Raw genomic sequence first — 21,302 nt, 5'->3', positions numbered from 1 at the left:
GTGCACCGGGTCCACGACCCGTTGCCTTCCGGCATCGACCGGGCCTGTGCGACCCGTGCGCGATGCTGCACGAGAACGCAAGAGGGAGCTTCGGCGCGGGCGTCAGGCGGCGATGCCAGATGCCCGCAGCGCCACCTTACCGGGTGGTCGCGTAGAGGGAAGCGCCGGCCGAGACCGGCGCGGTGACGGTGGAGAAGACGGAGAGGACCTTCTGGACCTCGGTGAAGGGGGCGTTGGAGACGTAGACGAGATCGCGATTGCGCATGCGGAAGGCCTGGGTCAGGAACAGGCTGTTGGGGTCGCGCATGTTGATGCGGTAGACCACCGGCACCAGGGGCGTGCCCAGCAGCGGGCTGCCCGGCTTGAGGCGGCGCACCACCGCGGCCGGCTCGAAGCGGAAGATGAAGGTGCCCGACGGATCGGCCTGGAAGTCGGACAGGCCGCGCGCCTTGGCCAGGGCCTGGGCCAGGGTGATGCCCTCGGCCTGGAACGGGATCTCGGAGGCGTTGCCCAGCGCGCCCACCGCCAGGAAGGTCTGGGGGTCGCGCACCAGGGTCAGGGTGTCGCCCGGGCGCAGGAAGATGTTCTCGGCCGGGTTCGACACCACCGTGGTCAGCGGCACCGTGGCGGTCTGCGGTCCGCGTGAGAGGCGCACGAAGGTCTCGTTGACCGGCGCGCGCACCCCGCCGGCGGTGGCGACCACGTCGAGCAGGCGGTCGCCCTTGCCCGAGAGCGGCACGCGGGCGCCGGCCACGACCTCGCCCGTCACCGTCACCGTCTGCGACACCGCCTTGGTCACCGAGACCAGCACCTGGGGCTGGATCGCCTTGCCGGCCAGTTCGGTCTCGATCAAGGCCTGCACGTCCTGGGGCCGGCGCCCGGCCACCTGGATGCGCCCGGCATAGGGCACGCTGATGGCCCCGTCGCGCGGCACCACCTGCTCGGGGATGAGGGCCGACTTGGAACCGGCCGAGAAGCGGTCGGCCACCAGGGGCCCGGAGAACAGGCCGCCCGAGCCCGCCTCCCACACCGACACGGCCACGTAGTCGCCGACCCCGATCACGGGTTCGAGCGAGGGGCGCCGGTCGCCGAACGAGGCCAGCAGGCTGTCGAGGGCGCGTCCGCGCAGGGCTTCGATGGTGGCCGCCGACAGGTCGACGATCTCGTAGCGCGCGAAGGTCCCCTCGCTCGTGGCGATGTCGGCCCCGTCCACCACCGCACCCGTCGTCGGACCGGCGGCCGGTAGCATCGACGAGCAGCCCGACACCGCCAGGGCAGTGCCCAGGGCGGTGCAGAGGGCCAGAGGCAGTGCGCGCATGCAGGATCGCCTGTCGGTTTCTCTCACAGGCTGCCTAGACCATCGCCGAGGTTCTGTCCGTGGCGGAGGGGTCACAGTCCAACGGCGAGCGCCCGGACCCAGCTTCTCATCCCCGCTACCCACGCCTATCCCAAACAAATCGTGCGACGAGCAACATTTGAAAGGACAAGGCAATATACGTTCTCACCTCAAGGCGCAGGATCGATTTGCGAAACCTGAATTCCTGGCCCATCGGACGCTATGGCATCGCCGTTTGACTATACGCCTCCCGGCCTAGCGGATGCGGTCGCAGGGCCGGTCAAGCGACGACATATCTTCTATGTCCCGGGATACGACCCGGAGGGCAGCAGCCGCTACAGGATGCTGTTCGTCCGGGAACTGGCTCGTTACACCAAGCGCTTCGCCGAGCCCAAGCGCGCGATCTCGCGCGCAACCCTCAGTGCGGACGGGACGGTGCAGAGCTGGCGGGTGGCGGCGCAGCCCGAGACACAGGGGGCTGAGACCACCTACGACGTGCTGCTCTGGGACGATCTCGTCCGGACGGACTTCGGGCGGCGGCGCCCCCTCAGCGTCGCCCTCCTGCTGATGGGCACGCTCCAGACCCTTGCATCCGGTCTGATGATCCGATTCTACCGCCTGAACTGGAAATACGGGAACGTCATTCTCTATCCCCTGGTGATGGTTCTCATCCTTGCTTTGTGCACGCTTGCCATCGCAACCTTCGTGCATGCCCATCTGGGGACGGCCTTCGGACACAGCCTCGGATGGCCGCTCTGGATCACCATGCCGGCGGGGCTTCTCATCGCCCTCGCGTGGATCAAGGCGATGGAAGCGTTCCTCAACAGGATCTACTTCTGGCAGCTCCTGAACGACTGGGTCTTCAACTGGCAGCATGGCCAGGGCTGGAGACCGGATTACGAGCAGCGCCTGGACGCGTTCACCGACCATATCCTGGCGCGCTGCGCCGGGCTGGTAGCAGGGGACGAGCCCGACGAAATCCTGATCCTCGGCCATTCCTCGGGAGCCATGACCGCCGTCGAGGTTGCGGCCAGGGTCCTCGCCCGCAACGGGCGACTTGGCACGGGGTCCACGACACTGGCCCTCGTGACCCTCGGCTCCGGGCTCCCTCTCGTGGCGATGCAGCGCCGGGCGCAGCGCCTGCGCGACGAGATCACGAGTCTCGTCACCTCGCAGCGCCTGGTCTGGGCCGACTTCCAGGCCCCCCAGGACTGGATGAACTTTCCGGGCTTCAATCCGGTGACTCATCTCGATCTCGACCTACGTGGTCGCCTCGCAACCAATCCCCTGGTGCGGTCTGCGCGATTCCGCGAGATCATCAGCGCCGAAACCTACCGGAAGGTGCGCTGGCGCCCGTTCCGAATGCACTTCCAGTTCCTGCTCGCCAACGACCAGCGCGGCTATTACGACTTCTTCGCCATGACGCTCGGCCCGCAGCGCCTGCGCGAGCGCGTGCTGAGCCCGGTCCAGCCCGGGCTCTGCCCCGTCGCGATTGCATCCTGACGCACCGCGAAAGCAGCCCGCCCCCGGCCCGCGCAATCGCGCCAGAGCCTGCTAAGAGGCGGTTTCGTCAGGACAGTAAGGATACGCGATGGCGTCTCATCAGGCTCCGCCACAGACCCGACATCCCAAAATCCTCTTGGTGATGGGCGTCTCCGGCTCGGGCAAGAGCACGGTGGCAGCCTGCCTCGCCGAGCGCCTCGGCTGGGCCTTCGTCGATGGCGACGGTTTCCACAGCCCCGAGCACGTGGCCAAGATGCGGGCCGGCCACCCCCTCGACGACGATGACCGCGCCCCCTGGCTCGCCGCGATCGGAGCCTGGATCGATACCCAGATACAACAGCGCACACCCGGAATCGTAGTCTGCTCGGCCCTGCGCCGCGCCTATCGCGACATCCTGGTTCGCGATCGCGACGAGGTGCAGATCATCTATCTGGAGGGCGATCGAGCCCTGATCGAACGGCGTCTCGCGCAACGGCAGGGGCACTTCATGCCGCCGGCCCTGCTCGATACCCAGTTCGCGATCCTGGAGCCGCCGGGACCGGAGGAGAACGCGACGGCAGTGGGCATCGACGCGGCCCCCGAGGCCGTCGTGGCAACGATCCTGGCCCGTCTGGACTTGGGGGAGGGCGGTCAGTCCTCCTGAAATCTCAGCCCGAGCCTTGCCATGCCTGCTTCCTCCGACGCGCCCTCCTCTGTCGACGCGCCTCCCGCCGCGATCGCCCTGGTCATCTCGGATGTGGACGGCACGCTCGTCACCTCCGACAAGCGCCTGACACCGGCGACCCGCGCGGCCGTGCGCCGGCTGACAGCCGCGGGCATCGGCTTCACGATCGCGTCGAGCCGGCCACCGGTGGGGTTGCGATCCCTGGTGGCGGAGCTCGGCCTGACCCTGCCGATGGGGGCCTTCAACGGCAGCACCCTGGTCGCTCCCGACCTGACCATCCTGTCGGAAACGCTGATCCCCGCTGAGGCAGCCCAGGACGCGGCACGACGTTTCGCGGCCGCCGGCCTCGACACCTGGGTGTTCGCGCACGGAGCCTGGAACCTCACCAACCCGCACGGCCCGTACACGGACCTCGAGCGCCGAACACTCCGGACCGAGCCGAACGTGGTCGCGGATCTCGTGCCCCTCCTCGACCACGCCGCCAAGATCGTCGGCGTCAGCGCGGACGCGGCCCACCTGGAGGCTTGCGAGACCGAGATCGCCAAGGCGCTGGCCGGACGCGCCGACGTCCACCGCTCGCAGGCCTACTACCTCGACGTAACCCCGCCGGGTTCCGGCAAGGCAGCCTTCGTCGAGGCCATGAGCCGCCATCTCGGCCTCGATCCAGCCCGGATCGCGACCCTGGGGGATGCCGGCAATGATGTGCCGATGTTCAGGCGCAGCGGATTCTCGGTGGCGATGGGCAACGCATCGCCTTCGGTCCAAGCCGCGGCCAGTGCCGTGACGGCCACCAACGACGCCGATGGCTTCGCAAAGGCGATCGCCGATTTTATTTTGCCGTGCTGATCTCAAACGCAAGCCAACGACCGAACAGATCCACGAGATCATTGGCAACATTGGAGAATCAATTCGGACACACTCAGCCAACCGAGCGTGAGCCTGTGTCGCGTGCGCCACAGCACATGGGGAAACGGCTACGCTCACCCCTTGGAGGCCGCTTTCCGGCCTCAATTGGCCCGGACCCTGACCGTCCAAGAACAAGGACATCCGGGTCTCCGTATGAACCAGCGCTTCCTGATCCTCGCCGTCGCCGCGGTCGCCATGCCGTGCCGGCTCTTCGCGCCCGGCGAGGCGGCTGCGCAGGGGTCGGTCGCCCGCGACAACATCGATGCGCTGATCGAGGAGCAGGCCAAGGCCCAGGGGCTCCCATCCAGCTTCGTCCATCAGGTCGTGAAGCGCGAGAGCAACTACAACCCGAACGCCAAGGGCGGCAGCGCTCTTGGCCTCATGCAGATCAAGCATGCCACCGCGCGCGGGCTCGGATACCAGGGCGACGCGGCCGGCCTGTTCGACCCCCGGGTGAACCTGCGCTATGGCATCGCCTACTTGGCCGGCGCCTACCGCGCCGCCAAGGGCGATATCGCCCGCGCCTACGGCTTCTACAATCGCGGGTACTATTACGCCGCTAAGCGCCTCGGGATCGAGACCAACGTTCCCGACGAGGTCGAGGCGCCGAAATCCGGCGAGGCCTTCGGAAACGCCTTCGCGCGCGCCGACAAACCGGCCATCATCGCTGCCAACACCGCATTAGCCTATGCGCCGAGCCCGATCGCGAACGGGATTCCGACCGACCTCGTCGAGGTGCCGCTGCCGCCGCGCCGTCCGGCCTCACTCGCCGGGCTCGATGTCGCCGCCCTCGCACCAGCCGAAGCCGCCCCGTCCATCTCCTCCGCAAGCCCCGCCGCTGCCATCAGCCCTCATCCCGGCATCGCGCCGGGGATGACCCAGGCCGGAGCACAGGTGGAGGCCGCCTTCAGCGAGGCCATTGAGGTGCCGCTGCCGCCTCGTCGTCCCTCGGCGCTCGCCCTGGCCTCGGTCGGCCGGACGGTCGTGGTGGCCAAGAAGGTACCCGTGGCCGGAACGGTGCTCGAGGCCTCGGCGCTGCCGGTCGCCGCACAGTAAGTCGTCCCGCAAGGCCTCCCTGTCGGGCCTTTTTCGGTTCGATCCGCGTCTCGGTCTCTGCGAGACTGGCCAATCCCTTCCCGTCCCGGCCTTGCGCCCATCTGGACGGGGTGCGCTTCCGCTGAGTGGTTCCCGAGCGGATTATCGACGTTTCCAACGGCTCCTTGACCGCTGACCGCTTGCGCCGGAGCACGGCTCGCCTCACATGGTGCAATGCGAAGTGGTGCGGTTCCGTCAGCTTGGTCGGATCCGATCGGCATCCCAGGATTGTGCTCCACGGGAGACAGGATCGCTCCACGGGAGACACGCATCCGGTTGTTGGGGTTGATGTCTTCAAAGCGCCCGTTTGTCGCGTGATCGTTCCCGATCCGCGGATAAGCGTTTCGAAATCAACATCGTGTTGTGGCAATCTGCGCTCGGATGAAGGTCCGAAGCGTGAATCGAGGAAGCGGACGACGGCATGGCCGGGGCGGTAGAACAAGAATCGACCTTCCTGGCCGACCTGGGCCGGCGGGTTCGTCATGCCCGGACGGTGCGTGGCCTGTCGCGCAAGCTTCTCTCTCAGACCTCCGGGCTGTCGGAGCGCTACATCGCTCAGTTGGAGAGCGGCCAGGGCAACGTCTCGATCATTCTGCTGCGCCGGGTCGCCAACGCGATGGGCGTGCGCCTCGACGACCTGATCGCCGGGCAGGAGACGCTGCCGGACTGGCACGTAATCCGCGACCTTCTGGGCAATGCTTCGCCCGAGCAGATCGCTCTCGCCAAGGGCATCCTGTCGGGCCAATCTTCGTCCAGCGGCGACGCGCCGCAGCCACGCGTCGCCGTGATCGGTCTCCGGGGGGCGGGCAAGTCGACCCTTGGCCGCCGGGTCGCCGATCGACTGGGATGGACCTTCGTCGAACTCAATGCCGAGATCGAGCGCGAGAACGCGCTCTCGGTGAAGGAGATCTTCGCGATCTACGGGCAGGAGGGCTATCGCCGCCTCGAGCAGGCCGCCTTGCGCAGGCTCACCGAGCACCCCGGCCCCCTCGTCCTCGCGACCAGCGGCGGCATCGTCGCCGAACCTCTGACCTACGATCTGCTGCTCCAGGCCTTCTTCACCATCTGGCTGAGGGCGCGCCCGGAGGAGCACATGCAGCGGGTGCGCGACCAGGGCGAACTCACCACCACCGGCGATCACCCTTCGGCGATGCAGGAACTGCGCGCCGTGCTGGCCAGTCGCGAGCCCCTCTATGCCCGCGCTTCATCCGTGGTGGACACCTCCGATGTGCCCGTCGACGTGATGGTGGATCGCCTAGCCGAAGCGATCGAGGCCCGGTTCGGTAATCTGGATCACCGGCGCAGCGCCTGACGAGTCGCCTCCTGCTATGAGAAAGCGGGTGGACTTGATCGGCTGTGCCGGGCACCCCAAGCTAGGATGAGCTTGTCAGAGGCCGGTTTCGTCTGCCGGCCCCACGGATGACTGCAAAAACGTTCCCGGAGCGCCTGGAACGGGAGCACGGTCTGCCGGCCATGCAGCGCCAACTCCTGAAAGCCTGCGCGCGGTGCGCTCCGATCCGCCTCGACGAGACCGGTCCAGAGGAGGACCCGATGTCCGCCAGCCCATCACCCACCTCCCAGAGGGGCACCGAGCCGCTCGCTGTCTGCGATCCGATCTGGGCGCGCCTGCGCGGCGAGGCCGAGGCGATCGTTCGCGAGGCGCCGCAACTCGCTTCGTTCATCGTGGCGACCGTCCTCAACCACACCTCGCTGGAGGGCGCGGTGGCGCACCGCGTCGCGGCGCGGCTCGGGCACGCCTCCCTGCCGGCCGAGCTCATCGCCCACGGCTTCTTCGAGGCGATCACCGCCGAGCCCAGCCTCGGCCAGGATTTTCGCGCCGACATCGCAGCCGTGCTGGATCGGGACCCGGCCACCAGCCGCGCGATCGAGCCGGTTCTGTACTTCAAGGGTTTCCACGCCATCCAGGCCCATCGCCTGGCTCACTGGTACTGGACGGCCGGCCGGCGCGACCTTGCGCTCTATCTCCAGAGCCGGTCCTCGGAGGTGTTCCAGACCGACATCCACCCGCAGGCCCGGATCGGCCGTGGCATCTTCCTCGACCACGCCACAGGCCTCGTGGTGGGCTCCACGGCAGTGATCGAGGACGACGTCTCGATCCTGCACGCCGTCACCCTCGGTGGGACCGGCAAGCAGGGCAGCGATCGTCACCCCAAGATCCGTCACGGCGTGATGATCGGCGCGGGCGCCAAGATTCTGGGCAACATCGAGGTGGGTGCCTGCGCCCGGATCGCCGCCGGCTCGGTGGTGCTTCGCGCAGTGCCCGCCAACACCACCGTGGTCGGTGTCCCCGCTCGCGTTGTCGGCACCGCCGGTTGCGCCGAACCCTCCCGGGCCATGGACCAGCTCGTCGCCATGGACCAGTTCATCCACATGGCGGACGGCATCTGACGGCAAAGCCGGCCCGCGATTGCGGCGGCTTGCCCATCCCCCGGCGGCATGGCAAGCGGGGGCCAGCCCGGCCGAAGGCCGCGACCGGCTGGTCTTGCAGGCCGCCGCGCGCCGTCACACCGCCCGGATTCTCGAAATCTCACTGCGAGAGGCGACCAGCGTGAACAAGACCGACATTGTGAAGGTGCAGGATTACCTCCGCCGGACCTTCGCCAACACCAACATCCGCCTCGTTCCCCGTCCGAAGAAAGACGATTCGGCCGAGGTCTATATCGGCGAGGAGTTCCTGGGCGTGGTCTCGGTGGACGACGAGGACGGGGACCGCTCGTTCAATTTCGCCATGGCGATCCTCGACATCGACCTCGAGGATTGAGGCCTGCATTCCTGCCGGCGGGCGCTTCGGCGCGCACCAGCCTGTGAGCGGATTTAACCCTGACGGCAGGAAACCCTTAACGTTTCGTAAACGACGCGGCACAATGCGCGCTACATCGACTCTCGATGGTGGAGCGTTCGCGTCATGACCCTGAGTCCCTCAGCCCTCGAATCTCTTCAGACCCTCTGCGTCGGACTCGCCCTATCGGGCCTGCTCGCCAGCGCTTTCGAACTCTTCACCGAGCGCCGCGCGAGCTTCAGTCTGCTCGAGCGCGGCGGCGTCACGGCCGTTGCGGCCCTGCCGATGCTGGCCTTCGGTGCCCCCTTCATCATTCTGCGCAACACCGTGCGGGGCCGTCGTCTGGAACGCCGGCCAATCCCCTTCGTGATGATCGCCACGATGATCGCCTGCGGCTGGAGCCTGATGTCAGGCCGCATCGCCCTCGATCTCGCCCACCTGATCGCCGGCGTCTGATCGCCGGGCATCCCGGAAGCGGTCCTTCATCCGAGCTCTCAGGATTTTCGAGTAAACACAGGTCTTCTCAACAAAAAGGCCGCTCGAGCGAGCGGCCTTTTTTGCGTCGAGCGCTGAGGCCGCGCCGTCAGCGGTTGGCGGTAGCCACGGGCGACGCGCCGCCGTTCAGGGTGACCCAGGCAAGGCCATCCTGGCCCTCGCGCTTGATGAAGGTGTAACCGGTGCGCGGGCCGGACAGGACCGCATTGGTCTTGTTGTCGAGGATCAAGTCGCCCCGATCCGTCCGGACCATGAGGACCGCGTGCCCCTCGCCGATCTCATCGATCACCACGGTCATCCGCAGGGCCCGACGCGGCAACCCACGCTCCACCAGCATCCGCCGCTTGAGAAGCTGATAATCCTCGCAATCGCCGAAACCGTCATCGGGATAGTCCCAGCGGTCGACCACACCCCAATGGGCGAGGTCGGTGATCGGCTTGATCCGGGCGTTCACCCGCCGATTGACCCGGTTGAGCAGATCGCGGATGCGCGGCGTCATGGTGATGGTGGTCGGTTGTGTCGTGTCGACGGCGCACTCGCTGGGCATCCGACCGCAGAGAGCGGTCCAGGCCGCGACGGGTCGGGCGGGAGCGCCTTCTTCGAGGGCAGAGGCATCGGGCAGGGCCGCGACGGTCTGGGCTTCGGTACTGGCACCACCGAGCAGCAGGATGGTGCCGACGAGACCGAACTGCACCATGCGGGCAAGGCGTCGCCACACGACGCCACAGCGCTCTTGCGGCTGTCCCTCGACGCTTCGCAGTATCGCGTGCCGCATGCCGGTCGCCCCGCCATCCCTTGGTGGAGCGACAAGGTTTGCACGGGAACGAGCCGGCCTCAATCGAAAAGTTAAACCCGAATTAACACGGATGCTTCTGGGTTGGTTCCGTACAATCCGGCAAGGACTCGGCGTGATGTCGGCAGGCTCGGGTGGCCTCCACTGGGCCTTCGCCGATGCAGCCATCTTTCCACGATCTTGGATCGCAGGTCCGATCTTGGATCTCGGGCTTCACATCGGAAAGCCCAGATCTCAGCGGTTTGCCGTCGTGACGGGCGAGGTCACCCCGCCAAGCGAAACCCATGCCACCGCATCGGCTGACTCGCGCTTGATGAAGACGTAGCCGGTCCGATGCCAGGCCAGGATCTCGCTGGTCTTATTGTCGAGGATGAAATCGCCGCGATCGGTGACCAGAGCCAGCACGGCATGCCCTTCGCCCTTCTCGTCGATGACCACGGTCATCCGCATGGCCCGGCGCGGCAGGCCTGCCTCGGCCAGGAGCTTGCGCTTGAGGAGCTGATAGTCCTCACAGTCGCCCGCGCCATCCTCGGCGAGATCCCAGCGGTCCTGCACACCCCAGTGCTCCATGTCGGTCACGGCCTGCAGAGACTTGTTCACCCGGCGGTTCACCGCGGCGATGGTGGCCCAGGTGGCTGGAGTGAGACTGATGCGGTTCGGCTCGTTCGCGTCGATCGCGCATTCGGAGGCGTAGCGCTGGCAGAAGGCGGCCCAGGCCGCGAGGGGCTTGGCCGCGCTCAGGGTCTGGGCAGAGGGGGAGGGGGCGGGGAGCGCAGCCAGGGTCTGGGCACCGACGGCACTCACCGTCGTCGCGGCGAAAGCCGCGAGAAGTGCCAGCGCGATCGTCTTCGTCCTGCCCATGGCGCCGTCCTCAAGTCCAACACCGCCATGGTGCCGCCCCGGGACCTGTCCGGCGCTGAAGTGGATGCGTGCAATTTTATCGATTCGCGGCCGCAAACGCGGCGCTCGCGTGTCAGGCCGAACGCACCGTATCGGCGATACCGTGAAACACTGCGTTCGCCCCAAGGAATCCGTAACCGTAACCGGACCCAGCACTGTCGCGCAGCCTGCGGGGCAGCCGCGCCGTGACACCCGGTGATGCCCTTGCTATGCCCCGACCCTCAAGCAAGCGGGCCTTATGCCCCGGTGGGGCATGCATGCGCCTCGCGGGGCCGGAACCAGGCTCCGAGCCCCTGAAGCGGATCCGAACGTCGCCATGAATATCTTCGCCACCTTCGAGGTCCGCGTCCGCGCGGCCGTGCAGGGCCTCATCCAGTCGGGGCACCTGCCCGAGGGCCTGGACCTGTCGCGCGTGGTGGTGGAACCGCCGCGCGACGCGAGTCACGGGGACCTCGCCACCAACGCCGCCCTGGTGCTGGCCAAGGAGGCGAAGACCAATCCGAAGGCGCTCGGCGAAACTCTGGCGCTCGCCTTGCGGTCCGATCCTGATGTCACGGAGGCGACCGTCGCCGGCCCCGGCTTCATCAACCTACGGCTGGCCCCGAACACCTTCCACGATGTCGTCCGGGCGGCCCTCACGGAGAACGAGGCCTACGGGCGCGGCACCATGCCGGGCGGCAAGGTCAACATCGAGTACGTCTCGGCCAACCCCACCGGCCCGATGCATGTCGGCCATGGACGTGGCGCGGTGTTCGGCGACGCGCTGGCCAACCTCCTGGTGGCGGCCGGCCGTGACGTGACGCGCGAATATTACATCAACGATGCCGGCGCGCAGGTGGACGTGCTCGCCCGCTCCGCCTTCCTGCGCTACCGCGAGGCGCTGGGCGAACCGGTCGGCCCGGTCCCGGAGGGACTCTATCCAGGCGACTACCTCGTGCCGGTGGGGGCCAAGCTCGCCGAAACGTACGGACGCGCCCTCCTCGACCAGTCCGAAGCCGAATGGCTGCCCACAGTGCGGGCTTTCGCCATCGCGGCGATGATGGAGCTGATCCGTGCCGACCTTGCCCGGCTCGGCATCCACCATGACGTGTTCTTCTCCGAGGCCACCCTCAAAGAGGAGGTGCCCGTCCTTCTGGCGGAGCTGCGGGCCAAGGGTCTCGTCTACGAGGGCCGCCTGCCGCCGCCCAAGGGTCAGTTGCCTGAGGATTGGGAGGATCGCGAGCAGACCCTGTTCCGCACGGTGGATTTCGGCGACGACGTCGACCGGCCCCTGCTGAAGTCGGACGGCTCCTTCACCTACTTCGCCTCCGACATCGCCTATCACCGCACCAAGATCGCCCGCGGCGCCACCGACCTCATCGACGTGCTCGGCGCCGACCACGGCGGCTACGTCAAGCGCATGCAGGCGGCCGTGAAGGCGGTGAGCGACGGCCGTGCCACCCTCGACGTGAAGCTGTGCCAGCTGGTGCGCCTGCTGCGCGCGGGCGAGCCCGTGAAGATGTCGAAGCGGGCCGGCGAGTTCATCACCCTGCGGGAGGTGGTCGACGAGGTCGGCCGCGATCCGGTGCGCTTCATGATGCTGTATCGGAAGAACGACGCCACCCTCGATTTCGACCTCGCCAAAGTCGTCGAGCAGTCGAAGGAGAACCCGGTCTTCTACGTGCAGTACGCCCATGCGCGCTGCGTCTCGGTGTTCCGCCAGGCCGCGCAGGCGATGCCGGGCGAAGATTTTTCACGAGCCGGGCTGCTGGGGGAGGCCGACCTCTCCCGCCTCACCGATCCGGGCGAAGTCGAGATCATGCGTCTGATCGCACAATACCCGCGCGTCATCGAGGCAGCGGCCGGGGCCCATGAACCGCATCGCGTGGCGTTCTACCTCTACGAACTCGCCTCGTCGCTGCACGGTTTATGGAACAAAGGCAAAGACTTGCCGCAATTACGGTTTATTAATCCTGACGACCGAAACTCCACACGGGCTCGATTGGCCCTCGTTGAGGCGTTGCGGGGCGTTGTTGCCTCCGGCCTCGCGGTGTTGGGCGTCACCGCGCCGGACGAAATGCGGTGAGGTGATCTCGGCGTGAAGAGGGATGCTGCCATGACGACGAACGCTTCGCGGGCGACGGTCGATTTCGACGCCTTTGCGCGGGATCTGCAGCAGCCTCAGGAATCGGCTCAGCCGCAGGCCGCTGCGCAAGGCCAGCCGCCGGCCCAGAATCAGGCGGCCAAGCCCGATCCACTGGCGGAACTTGCGCGCATCGTTGGCCAGGACGATCCGTTCCGGGCTCTGCTGCAGGCCCGGGACTCCCGGGCCGATGCTGCGGCCGCCCGTGGCCGCATCGAGCCGAGCTTCGTCGAGCGCCCGGTGCGGCCCCAGACTGCGCCTGTCCAAATCTCTCAAGGGCACATCTCTCAGGGGCACGCCTCTGAGGTCCGGGCATCACAGGCCTCCTCATTACAGCTCCCCTCTTCGCAACCGGCCTACCCGGTCGCGGCGCAGGCCTCACCGACAGACGCCTTCGACCAGTATCTCGCCTCCGTCGATCACGGCGGCTATGCGAACCCACAGGGGTCGTATCCGGACGCGAACGCGGCCGAATTTGCTCCCAACGACGCCGACGAACGGGTCCGCCCCCTGGAGCGGCCGCGCAAGCGCAGCCGCCTCGTCTCCGTCGGTGCCGGTCTCAGCGTTCTTGCCCTCTGCGTCACCGGGGCCCTGGCTTGGCGCGGCCTGCACGGCAGCTCCGGCAATGGAGGAAGCGTTCCGACCATCCTGGCCGATACCGCGCCCTTGAAGATCGCGCCGCAGAAGGCCGATGGCGTCGAGATTCCGGATCAGAACAAGCAGATCTACGAGCGCACCGCCAAGGACGGCCAGATCCGGATCGTCAACCGGGAAGAGCAGCCCCTCGACGTGGCCCAGGCCGCCCGCTCGGCCCTGGGGTCCGGCGAGGGTGGAGCGACGCCGGGCAGCGCAGCGCCGACGGTGCAACCGCCAGTGCAGCAGGGCGGCCTCTCCGACTCTCTCGGCGAACCTCGCCGGGTACGCACCGTCTCGGTCAAGCCGGACACGCCTCCGCCGCCGCCGCAGCGTGAAGCAGCCGCAGAAACGTCGGCGCCGCAATCGGTGATCCCGACCATGACCCTGCCGGGTGCAACCAGCGACGGCGGTGCTGCAAGCCCGTCCCTGCGCCAGCGCGCGACGCGACTTCCGCCGCCGGTGGCCGAGGCGCCCGCCACCACACCGTCCGAGCCTGCATCGGCGCAAGCCGCAGCCCCGGCGCCTGCCCCTCGCGCCAAGGCACCGCAGCGCGTCGCCGCCGTGACGCCGGAAGCCACCTCCGCCATCGCGGCCCCGCCGCCCGTCGCGGCGACGGCACCGGTCTCGGGCGGCGGCTATACCGTCCAGCTCGGCGTCCGCACGAGTGAGAGCGAGGCTCAGGCCGCCTTCCGCCAGATGCAGGGCAAGTACAGCCAGCTCTCCGGTCAGCCCGCGCTGATCCGCCAGGCCGAGGTCAACGGCAAGACGATCTACCGCGTCCGCGTCGGGCCTCTCGGCAAGACTGAGGCGACAACCCTTTGCACGCAGCTCCAGGGCGCCGGCGGACAGTGCTTCGTGGCCAAGAACTGAGGTCTGGCACCGGATCGGTCGAGAGCCGGGCGCAGAGTCTGACGCCCGGCCCGGTCGGCTCGCAACTGCAACCGCCCTGTAGCCCTCGCGACACGCGCCCATCCTCCCGGGGCCACACCCCATTCCGTTCGATGCTGTCCGGCGCCATCGTGAACCGATCGCCCCGGTGCTGATTCGTCGCCAACTTCGCTTGCCGCCGTGCCGGCTTCACCCACCGAGGATGCGTCCCTGATCATGACCTCTCGTGCCCTGATCCTCGGTTGCGCCGGCAAGATTCTCTCGGTCGAGGAGGCCGCCTTCTTCCGGGACGTGGCGCCCTGGGGTTTCATCCTGTTCAAGCGCAACATCGGCTCGCCTGCGGAGGTCCGGGCGCTCACCGACGCCCTGCGAGCCACGGTCGGACGCGCCGACGCACCGATCCTGATCGACCAGGAAGGTGGCCGGGTCCAGCGCATGGGGCCGCCGCACTGGCCGGCCTATCCGGCCGGACGGCGCTTTGGCGGGCTCAACGGCTCCGCCGCTACCATCGCGCATCTCGGCGCCCGACTCATGGCGCACGATCTGGCCAGCGTCGGCATCAATGTCGATTGCGCCCCCGTGCTCGACGTGCCGGTGGCCGGCGCCCACGATGTGATCGGCGATCGCGCCTACGACACCGCCCCCGAGCGCGTGGCCGAGATCGGCCGGGCCGTGGCCGAGGGCCTGATGCAGGGCGGCGTCCTGCCGGTGATGAAGCACATTCCCGGTCACGGCCGCGCGGGCTGCGACAGCCACAAGGGCCTTCCCGTGGTGGAAGCGGATCTCGCCACCTTGAGCGCGCAGGATTTCGTGCCGTTCCGGGCGCTCGCCGATCTGCCCATGGCGATGAGCGCCCACGTGGTCCTGACGGCCCTCGACGCCGCCCATCCGGCGACGCAATCCGCCATCGTGATCCGCGACATCATCCGCGGAGCCATCGGCTTCGACGGCCTGCTGATGACGGACGACCTGTCGATGCAGGCGCTCCAAGGCAGTTTCCGGGCCCGCACGGAAGCGTGCTTTGCCGCCGGGATCGACGTCGGGCTGCACTGCAACGGCGACCCGGACGAGATGCGCGGCGTTGCCGAGGGCGCCCCGCTCCTGGCCGGCGAAGCCCTGCGCCGGGCGGATGCGGCCCTGGCCCGCCTCCCAGCCAGCACCGACGCGTTCGACGTGCATGAGGCCCGCGCCCGCTTCGAGGCGGCCCTGGCGCTGGCGGCCTGATCACGAGACTTCCCCCGATGTCTGGTCTATGCACCGGATGCGGGCCGAGATCTTGCATGCCCGCGATGCGGCGATCGGAACGGACCGAGAGTCACCCGCACTTCTTGTGCTCCGGGTGCCCGATCCTTAGGTTCGCCCTCAATCGACACACGAGACGGCGACGCGCAGCGTTCAGGCTGCGGCGCGGGAGGTTGCCATGGGCAGCATGAGTATCTGGCACTGGATCATCGTCGCCGGCATCGTGATGCTGCTGTTCGGCCGCGGCAAGATCTCGGACCTGATGGGCGACGTCGCCAAGGGTATCAAGGCCTTCAAGAAGGGCATGGCCGAGGACGAGACGACCACCACAGCGGTTCCGCCGCCGAGCGCGGGCGAACCGGTGCGTACGCTGCCGCATCAGGGCGAGCCGGCGACCGCCAATACGGTGGCGGCCGATCGCAAGGTCGTCTGACGCCCGACACGAAGAGGGCGCTGCGGCCGATCAAAGGTCTGGCGGAACGCGCCACGACCTGCGATGGGCAGCGCGCCGTTGATGGGCAGCGCACGGCCGCGGGACAGTCGACACCATGTTGGACATGAGTTGGGGCGAGGTGATGCTGATCGGCGGCGTCGCCCTCATCGTCATCGGCCCGAAGGATCTGCCCAAGGCCCTGCGCACGGTCGGTCAGATCACGGGCAAGATGCGGCGCATGGCCGGAGAGTTTCAGTCGCAGTTCAACGAGGCGATTCGCGAGGCGGAGTTCGACGAGATCCGTCGCGAGGTGGACGGCGTCAAGAAGTCCGCCAGCACGATGGGGCCGACCTTCAACCCCGTGCAGACCATCCGCGACGAACTGAAGGGTGCGGTCGACGGCCGGACCGAGACGAAGGCGACGTCCTCGCCTACGCAGGGGCTCGCCAACGTGGCGGATCAACTGGCCGAGCGCGAGAACAGCATCCAGGCCCCTGTCCCGCACGAGGTCGGTCCAGTGGAATCGCTCCCGGACCTGCCACCGCGGCCTGCCTCGATGGCCAAGGAGGCCCCAGCCTCGATGCAGACCTCGACCCATGCCTGGACCGCCGACCCGCTGAGTTCCACCACGCCTTCCATCACACCCGCCGATCCGCCTCCCACCGAGCCTTCTCGACCAGAGACGCCGGCCAAACCGCAGCTTGATTCCGGCAGATGATCAACGAGACCGACGACGCCGAGATCGAAGCCTCGCGGGCCCCGCTCCTCGACCACCTCATCGAACTAAGGTCGCGGCTGATCAAGTCGCTGGCCGCCTTCGTGGTGATGTTCTTCGGGTGCTTCTTCTTTTCGCGGCACATCTACAACATTCTCGTCTACCCCTACGTCTCGGTGGTCGGTGTCGAGAACGCCAAGCTCATCGCGACGCACTTCCTCGAGCAGGTCTTCACCAACATCAAGCTCAGCGTCTTCGGGGCCGGCTTCCTGGCCTTCCCGGTGATCGCCACCCAGGTCTACGCCTTCGTGGCCCCGGGCCTCTACCGCAACGAGCGTCAGGCCTTCCTGCCCTACCTCGTGGCGACGCCGGTGTTCTTCATCCTCGGCGCACTGGTGGTGTTCTTCCTGGCGATGCCGCTGCTGATCCAGTTCTCGGTTTCGCTGCAGCAGATCGGGCAGCCGGGCGAGGCGACGATCGCCCTCCTGCCGAAGGTGGACGAGTACCTCTCGCTCATCATGACGCTGATCTTCGCCTTCGGCATCGCGTTTCAGCTGCCGGTGATCCTGACCCTGCTCGGGCAGATCGGCGTGATCGACACGGCGTTCCTGCGCGAAAAGCGCCGTTACGCCATCGTCCTCGTCTTCGTGGCCGCCGCCATCCTGACGCCGCCGGACGTGATCTCGCAGCTCTCCCTGGCGATCCCCATGCTGCTGCTCTACGAGGCGTCGATCTTCTCGGTGGCCCGCGTCGAGCGCCGTCGCACCGCCCGGCGCAAGGCTGAGGGCCTGGAGCCCTAGGGCATTCGCCCGTGCTTTAGGAAGCCTCGGCGCTCGCCATCGTCATCGCCGAGGCTCCCGATGTCCGCCAGCGGTTCAGCTCGGCATCGATCGCCCCTTGCGTGCCACGCATGAACTCGGCGCCGGTCAGGCCGGGGGGTAGGGGAGCCAGGTAGCTCACCGTCACGGTCCCAGGGCTGTGGCGGGCGCCGCCGTGAGGCCAGAACAGACCGGAATTCACCGCCACCGGCAGCACACTGAGCCCCAGCTTGGCGTAGAGCAGTTCGACACCGCGCTTGAACTGGACGGGCTCGTCGATGCCGCCGCGGGTGCCCTCGGGAAACATCAGCACCGAACGTCCTTGCGCGATCGCCGCGCGACTCTCGTCGATCATCACCCGGAGGGCCTGGGTGCCGTTGGCCCGGTCGATGATGATCATCGGCGAGCGACGCAGGAACCAGCCGACGATGGGGATGGCCACCAGTTCGCGCTTGGCCACGATGGCAACGTTCGGCACCAGAACGAGGAAGGCCAGGGTCTCCCAGGCGGACTGATGGTTGGCCACGATGAGGCAGGGCTCGGCCGGGATGCGGCTGCGGCCTTCCTCGACGTAGGTCAGCCCGATGATGCGGGCGAGGCCGAATAGGATCCCGCGCGACCACAGGCGGGTGAAGGCGCGGATGGGCCGTGCCGGTGCGCCCAGAAGGGCAAGCACCGCCAGCGGCAGGATGAACAGGGCGGTCCAGCCGGCCCAGTAGGCATTGAAAAGCGCGGAACGGATGCGCGACACGTGACAATCCCTCGATCTCGCCCGACGCGCGATCCCTCGCGGATCATGAGCCTCTGGCGCGGCATTTCCCCGGCGACGGCGGCGGCGATCCGGTCTATGCCGGCCCGCCGCCGTCGCGCGGACGATCCTTTAAACACTTTCCAGTTTCACGCGAGCCGAACGCCGTGCGCCTGACCGTCACCTCCTGGAACATCAACTCGGTGCGGCTGCGCATCGATTCGGTTCTCCGCTTCCTGGCGGAGGCGCAGCCGGACGTGCTCTGCCTGCAGGAGACAAAGTGCCCAGACGACGCGTTTCCGCTGAAGGCCCTGCGCGGGTCGGGCTACGAACACGTCGTGTTCGCTGGTCAGAAGGGCTATAACGGCGTCGCGATCCTGTCGCGCTTCCCGCTCGTCGCCCGTGACGTCATGGCCTTCTGCGAGCGCCAGGATGCGCGCCACATCTCGGCCATGCTGGGGCCGGAGGCCGGGAAGGCGGCGGGGATCGTGCTGCACGATTTCTACGTTCCGGCCGGGGGCGACGTGCCGGACCGCGCCCTCAACCCGAAATTCGCGCACAAGCTCGATTTTCTGGACGCCCTGCGCGCCTGGGGTGGCCGGCGGGGCAGCGGCCCGGCGATCCTGGTGGGGGATCTGAACGTGGCCCCGCTGGAGCACGATGTCTGGTCCCACAGACAGCTCCTCGATGTGGTGAGCCACACCCCCATCGAGACCGAACGGCTGGAGACCCTGCGGGGAGAAGCGGGCTGGATCGACACCGCCCGCCTGCTCGTTCCGGAGCCGACGAAGATCTATACGTGGTGGAGCTATCGCTCCCCCGACTGGGCGGCGGCCGACAAGGGCCGGCGCCTCGACCATGCCTGGGTCTCCCCCGACCTGGCCGGGACGGTCCGCGACCTGACGGTGGCGCGCCATGTCCGGGGCTGGGAGCGTCCCTCCGATCATGCGCCGGTGACACTGACCCTGCACCTGTAAGCGGGCAGCCCATCGGCTTGCGCATCCACCGGCCGGCGTCCCGTCCTCGGATCGGGCGTTTCTGCGAGACAACATTCTCCTGAATGGTTCGCCGTCGATCGCGATCATCCGTTGGCGTGTCACCGCCCGGTCATGCGCGCAGCGTAGGGGCGGCGTCCATCATCCCTGATGGACAGCCCGAGAGCCCGCATGAACTCCGCAGCACGGGCGGTCCGCCGCGAAACCAGCCTCGGCCTGACCCAGGCCGTTCACCGCAGCCGAGCGCTGTCCCGCGCCGGCTTCGCCGAGCGGCTGTTCACCCTGGCCTTCAGCGGATTGGTCTATCCGCAGATCTGGGAGGACCCTGCGGTCGACATGGAGGCCCTGGCCCTGAAGCCACAGGACCACGTGGTCGCCATCGCGTCGGGCAGTTGCAACGTGCTGTCCTACCTCACTGCCGATCCGGCACGCATCAGCGCGGTCGACCTCAACGGGGCGCATATCGCCCTGGGGCGCCTCAAGGTCGCGGCATTGACCCGATTCCCCGATTCGGAGACCTACCTGCGCTTCTTCGGGCGCGCCGACACTGCGGACAACGTGGCCGCCTACGACGCGCACATCGCCCCGCACCTCGACGCGGCCTCTCGCGCCTACTGGGCGACGCGACGCCTCGACGGGCGGCGACGCATCGCGGCTTTCTCCGAGAACATCTTCCGGCACGGGCTGCTCGGGCGCTTCATCGGCACCGGCCACCGGCTGGCTCGCCTCTATGGTTGCGACCTCTCCGCCGTCCTCAAGGCCCGCAACCGGGAGGAACAGCGCGCCCTGTTCGCCGCACACGTGGCCCCTCTGTTCGAGAAGCGCCTCGTGCGCTGGCTGATCCGGCGCCCGGCCTCCCTCTACGGCCTCGGGATTCCGCCGGCCCAGTATACGGCGCTGGCCAAGGACCGCCCGGGCGGCATGGTCGACGTGCTGCGACACCGGCTGGAGCGCCTCGCCTGCGACTTCGATCTCGACCGGAACTACTTCGCCTGGCAGGCCTTCGGCCGGAGCTACGCGCCGGGCTCCGACGCAGCCCTGCCGCCCTATCTTCAGCCACGCCATTTCGAGACCTTGCGGGCACGGGCCGGTCGGGTGAGCTATCGCCAGCAATCGATGACGGCGTTCCTGGCCGGGAGCCCGGACAAGAGCGCCGATGCCTACGTGCTGCTCGACGCGCAGGACTGGATGAGCGATGCCGACCTGACCGCTTTGTGGACCGAGATCACCCGAACCGCGCGGCCCGGGGCGCGGGTGATCTTCCGGACGGCGGCCGACGAGCGCTGCCTGCCCGGCCGCGTGCCGGAGGCAATCCTGAACGCCTGGGACTACGCCGAGGCCGAGAGCCAAGCCGCCGTGACGCGCGACCGCTCGGCGATCTACGGTGGCTTCCATCTCTACCGCCTGCGTGCCGTATGAACGACGCCGCGCATGCGATGGACCGGATGTACCGGCGCCAGCGCCACCTCTACGACGCCAGCCGGAAGTTCTATCTTCTGGGCCGTGATCAGACGATCGCCGAACTTGCCGTGCCGGCAGGCGGCTCCGTGCTGGAGATCGGCTGCGGTACCGGACGCAACCTCGTGCGCATCGCCCAGACCTATCCGAGCGCGGCCTGCCACGGCCTCGACGTCTCGGCAGCGATGCTCGACACCGCCGCCCGCAGCGTCGCGCGAGCCGGGCTCGACGGGCGCATCAGCCTCGCGCGCGGAGACGCCACGGCCTTCGACCCCACGGCCCTGTTCGGGCAGGACGCTTACGATCGGATCCTCATCTCCTACGCCCTGTCGATGATCCCGCCCTGGGAGCGGGTCCTGGCGGAAGCCGTCGGCCATCTCGCACCCGAAGGGCAGCTCCATGTGGTGGATTTTGGTGGGCAGGCCGGCCTGCCGCGGCCGGCCCGGGCGCTCCTCAACCGCTGGCTCTCGGCCTTCTCGGTGACGCCGCGCGTGACCCTGCCGCAGGTGGTCGCGGACGCAGCGGCGAGAACAGGTGCCGAAGCGTGCGTGCGCCAGCGCTTCGGGGGCTATTGTGTGCAGGCGGTGATCGTTCGCCGGACCGGCAGCGGCGTCCCGGCTGGTGGTGGCGGGCCGCCCGTCCCGGATCATCGGCCGATTGCGTGAGCCAACTTCGGAACGCGTGAGCCGGCCGCCGCATTGATTCTGCAACGCGGTGGCCTACGGGCCGCCCCACCCCGGAACCGGAGATCGCTC

21 protein-coding genes are annotated in these 21,302 nt (G+C 68.1%); 17 read left to right on the top strand and 4 right to left on the bottom strand.

Translation table 11 applies throughout. The features are described from left to right. Window positions 1–136: 136 nt before the first annotated feature. Entirely contained in the window at window positions 137–1,318 is a 1,182-nt protein-coding gene (locus J7U37_RS11105; RefSeq protein WP_247635745.1) for a polysaccharide biosynthesis/export family protein, read from the bottom strand. 240 nt (window positions 1,319–1,558) lie between these two features. Here J7U37_RS11105 and J7U37_RS11100 point away from each other — a divergent pair, with 240 nt between their 5' ends. The 8 genes from J7U37_RS11100 (at window position 1,559) to J7U37_RS11065 (ending at window position 8,760) form a co-directional block, all read left to right on the top strand. After that, entirely contained in the window at window positions 1,559–2,839 is a 1,281-nt protein-coding gene (locus J7U37_RS11100; RefSeq protein ID WP_247635744.1) for an alpha/beta hydrolase, read from the top strand. Window positions 2,840–2,927: 88 nt separating this feature from the next. Further along, window positions 2,928–3,482, top strand: a complete 555-nt coding sequence (locus tag J7U37_RS11095; RefSeq protein WP_247635743.1) for a gluconokinase — start codon at window positions 2,928–2,930, stop codon at window positions 3,480–3,482. A gap of 21 nt (window positions 3,483–3,503) precedes the next feature. Next, a complete protein-coding gene (locus tag J7U37_RS11090) occupies window positions 3,504–4,349 on the top strand; it encodes an HAD family hydrolase (RefSeq protein ID WP_247635742.1) in 846 nt (281 codons plus the stop codon). A gap of 255 nt (window positions 4,350–4,604) precedes the next feature. Further along, complete coding sequence (locus tag J7U37_RS11085; RefSeq protein WP_244478419.1) at window positions 4,605–5,465, top strand: lytic transglycosylase domain-containing protein; 861 nt, start codon at window positions 4,605–4,607, stop codon at window positions 5,463–5,465. A 460-nt stretch (window positions 5,466–5,925) separates the two neighbouring features. After that, complete coding sequence (locus tag J7U37_RS11080) at window positions 5,926–6,816, top strand: helix-turn-helix transcriptional regulator (RefSeq protein ID WP_056486931.1); 891 nt, start codon at window positions 5,926–5,928, stop codon at window positions 6,814–6,816. A gap of 239 nt (window positions 6,817–7,055) precedes the next feature. Then, on the top strand, window positions 7,056–7,913 hold the full coding sequence (gene cysE, locus J7U37_RS11075) for a serine O-acetyltransferase (protein ID WP_056487482.1): 858 nt from the start codon (window positions 7,056–7,058) through the stop codon (window positions 7,911–7,913). Between the two features lie 160 nt (window positions 7,914–8,073). After that, the gene (locus J7U37_RS11070) at window positions 8,074–8,286 is read left to right on the top strand and encodes a DUF3126 family protein (RefSeq protein ID WP_055950709.1); all 213 of its coding nucleotides are present in this window, start codon (window positions 8,074–8,076) and stop codon (window positions 8,284–8,286) included. Between the two features lie 144 nt (window positions 8,287–8,430). Next, window positions 8,431–8,760: a hypothetical protein gene (locus J7U37_RS11065; RefSeq protein WP_056185226.1), complete on the top strand. Its 330-nt coding sequence runs from the start codon at window positions 8,431–8,433 to the stop codon at window positions 8,758–8,760. A 127-nt stretch (window positions 8,761–8,887) separates the two neighbouring features. Here J7U37_RS11065 and J7U37_RS11060 read toward each other — a convergent pair whose 3' ends face one another. Together J7U37_RS11060 and J7U37_RS11055 are read right to left on the bottom strand one after the other, a co-directional pair. After that, window positions 8,888–9,574, bottom strand: a complete 687-nt coding sequence (locus tag J7U37_RS11060) for a transglutaminase-like cysteine peptidase (protein ID WP_247635741.1) — start codon at window positions 9,572–9,574, stop codon at window positions 8,888–8,890. Window positions 9,575–9,826: 252 nt separating this feature from the next. Continuing rightward, entirely contained in the window at window positions 9,827–10,453 is a 627-nt protein-coding gene (locus tag J7U37_RS11055) for a transglutaminase-like cysteine peptidase (RefSeq protein WP_247635740.1), read from the bottom strand. Between the two features lie 355 nt (window positions 10,454–10,808). Here J7U37_RS11055 and argS point away from each other — a divergent pair, with 355 nt between their 5' ends. The 6 genes from argS to tatC all read left to right on the top strand — a co-directional run bounded on the left by argS (window position 10,809) and on the right by tatC (window position 17,328). Next, a complete protein-coding gene (gene argS / locus J7U37_RS11050; RefSeq protein WP_247635739.1) occupies window positions 10,809–12,557 on the top strand; it encodes an arginine--tRNA ligase in 1,749 nt (582 codons plus the stop codon). A gap of 30 nt (window positions 12,558–12,587) precedes the next feature. After that, entirely contained in the window at window positions 12,588–14,120 is a 1,533-nt protein-coding gene (locus tag J7U37_RS11045; RefSeq protein WP_247635738.1) for an SPOR domain-containing protein, read from the top strand. Between the two features lie 234 nt (window positions 14,121–14,354). Further along, entirely contained in the window at window positions 14,355–15,362 is a 1,008-nt protein-coding gene (gene nagZ, locus J7U37_RS11040) for a beta-N-acetylhexosaminidase (protein WP_247635737.1), read from the top strand. A 196-nt stretch (window positions 15,363–15,558) separates the two neighbouring features. Beyond that, on the top strand, window positions 15,559–15,813 hold the full coding sequence (locus J7U37_RS11035) for a twin-arginine translocase TatA/TatE family subunit (protein ID WP_247635736.1): 255 nt from the start codon (window positions 15,559–15,561) through the stop codon (window positions 15,811–15,813). Window positions 15,814–15,928: 115 nt separating this feature from the next. Further along, on the top strand, window positions 15,929–16,531 hold the full coding sequence (gene tatB / locus J7U37_RS11030; RefSeq protein WP_247635735.1) for a Sec-independent protein translocase protein TatB: 603 nt from the start codon (window positions 15,929–15,931) through the stop codon (window positions 16,529–16,531). After that, window positions 16,528–17,328 carry a twin-arginine translocase subunit TatC gene (gene tatC, locus J7U37_RS11025; protein WP_056185248.1) on the top strand — a complete coding sequence of 267 codons (801 nt, stop codon included), beginning with the start codon at window positions 16,528–16,530 and terminating at the stop codon, window positions 17,326–17,328. The genes tatB and tatC overlap by 4 nt, the downstream gene beginning before the upstream one ends. A 16-nt stretch (window positions 17,329–17,344) precedes the next feature. Here tatC and J7U37_RS11020 read toward each other — a convergent pair whose 3' ends face one another. After that, a complete protein-coding gene (locus J7U37_RS11020) occupies window positions 17,345–18,097 on the bottom strand; it encodes a lysophospholipid acyltransferase family protein (RefSeq protein WP_056185252.1) in 753 nt (250 codons plus the stop codon). Between the two features lie 164 nt (window positions 18,098–18,261). Between J7U37_RS11020 and xth the strand changes: the two genes are divergently transcribed. From xth to J7U37_RS11005, 3 genes are all read left to right on the top strand, one after another. Continuing rightward, a complete protein-coding gene (gene xth, locus J7U37_RS11015) occupies window positions 18,262–19,071 on the top strand; it encodes an exodeoxyribonuclease III (protein WP_056185254.1) in 810 nt (269 codons plus the stop codon). A 189-nt stretch (window positions 19,072–19,260) separates the two neighbouring features. Continuing rightward, window positions 19,261–20,508, top strand: coding sequence for a DUF3419 family protein (locus tag J7U37_RS11010; protein WP_247635734.1), 1,248 nt, complete (start codon window positions 19,261–19,263; stop codon window positions 20,506–20,508). Further along, entirely contained in the window at window positions 20,505–21,212 is a 708-nt protein-coding gene (locus J7U37_RS11005; RefSeq protein ID WP_247635733.1) for a class I SAM-dependent methyltransferase, read from the top strand. The genes J7U37_RS11010 and J7U37_RS11005 overlap by 4 nt, the downstream gene beginning before the upstream one ends. The last annotated feature ends 90 nt before the right edge of the window (window positions 21,213–21,302 follow it).

The sequence above is a fragment of the Methylobacterium sp. 37f genome (assembly GCF_023093475.1).
Classification (GTDB): domain Bacteria; phylum Pseudomonadota; class Alphaproteobacteria; order Rhizobiales; family Beijerinckiaceae; genus Methylobacterium.
Note: the sequence above shows the minus strand (reverse complement) of the source record. Positions and strands in the feature narration are given on the sequence as shown.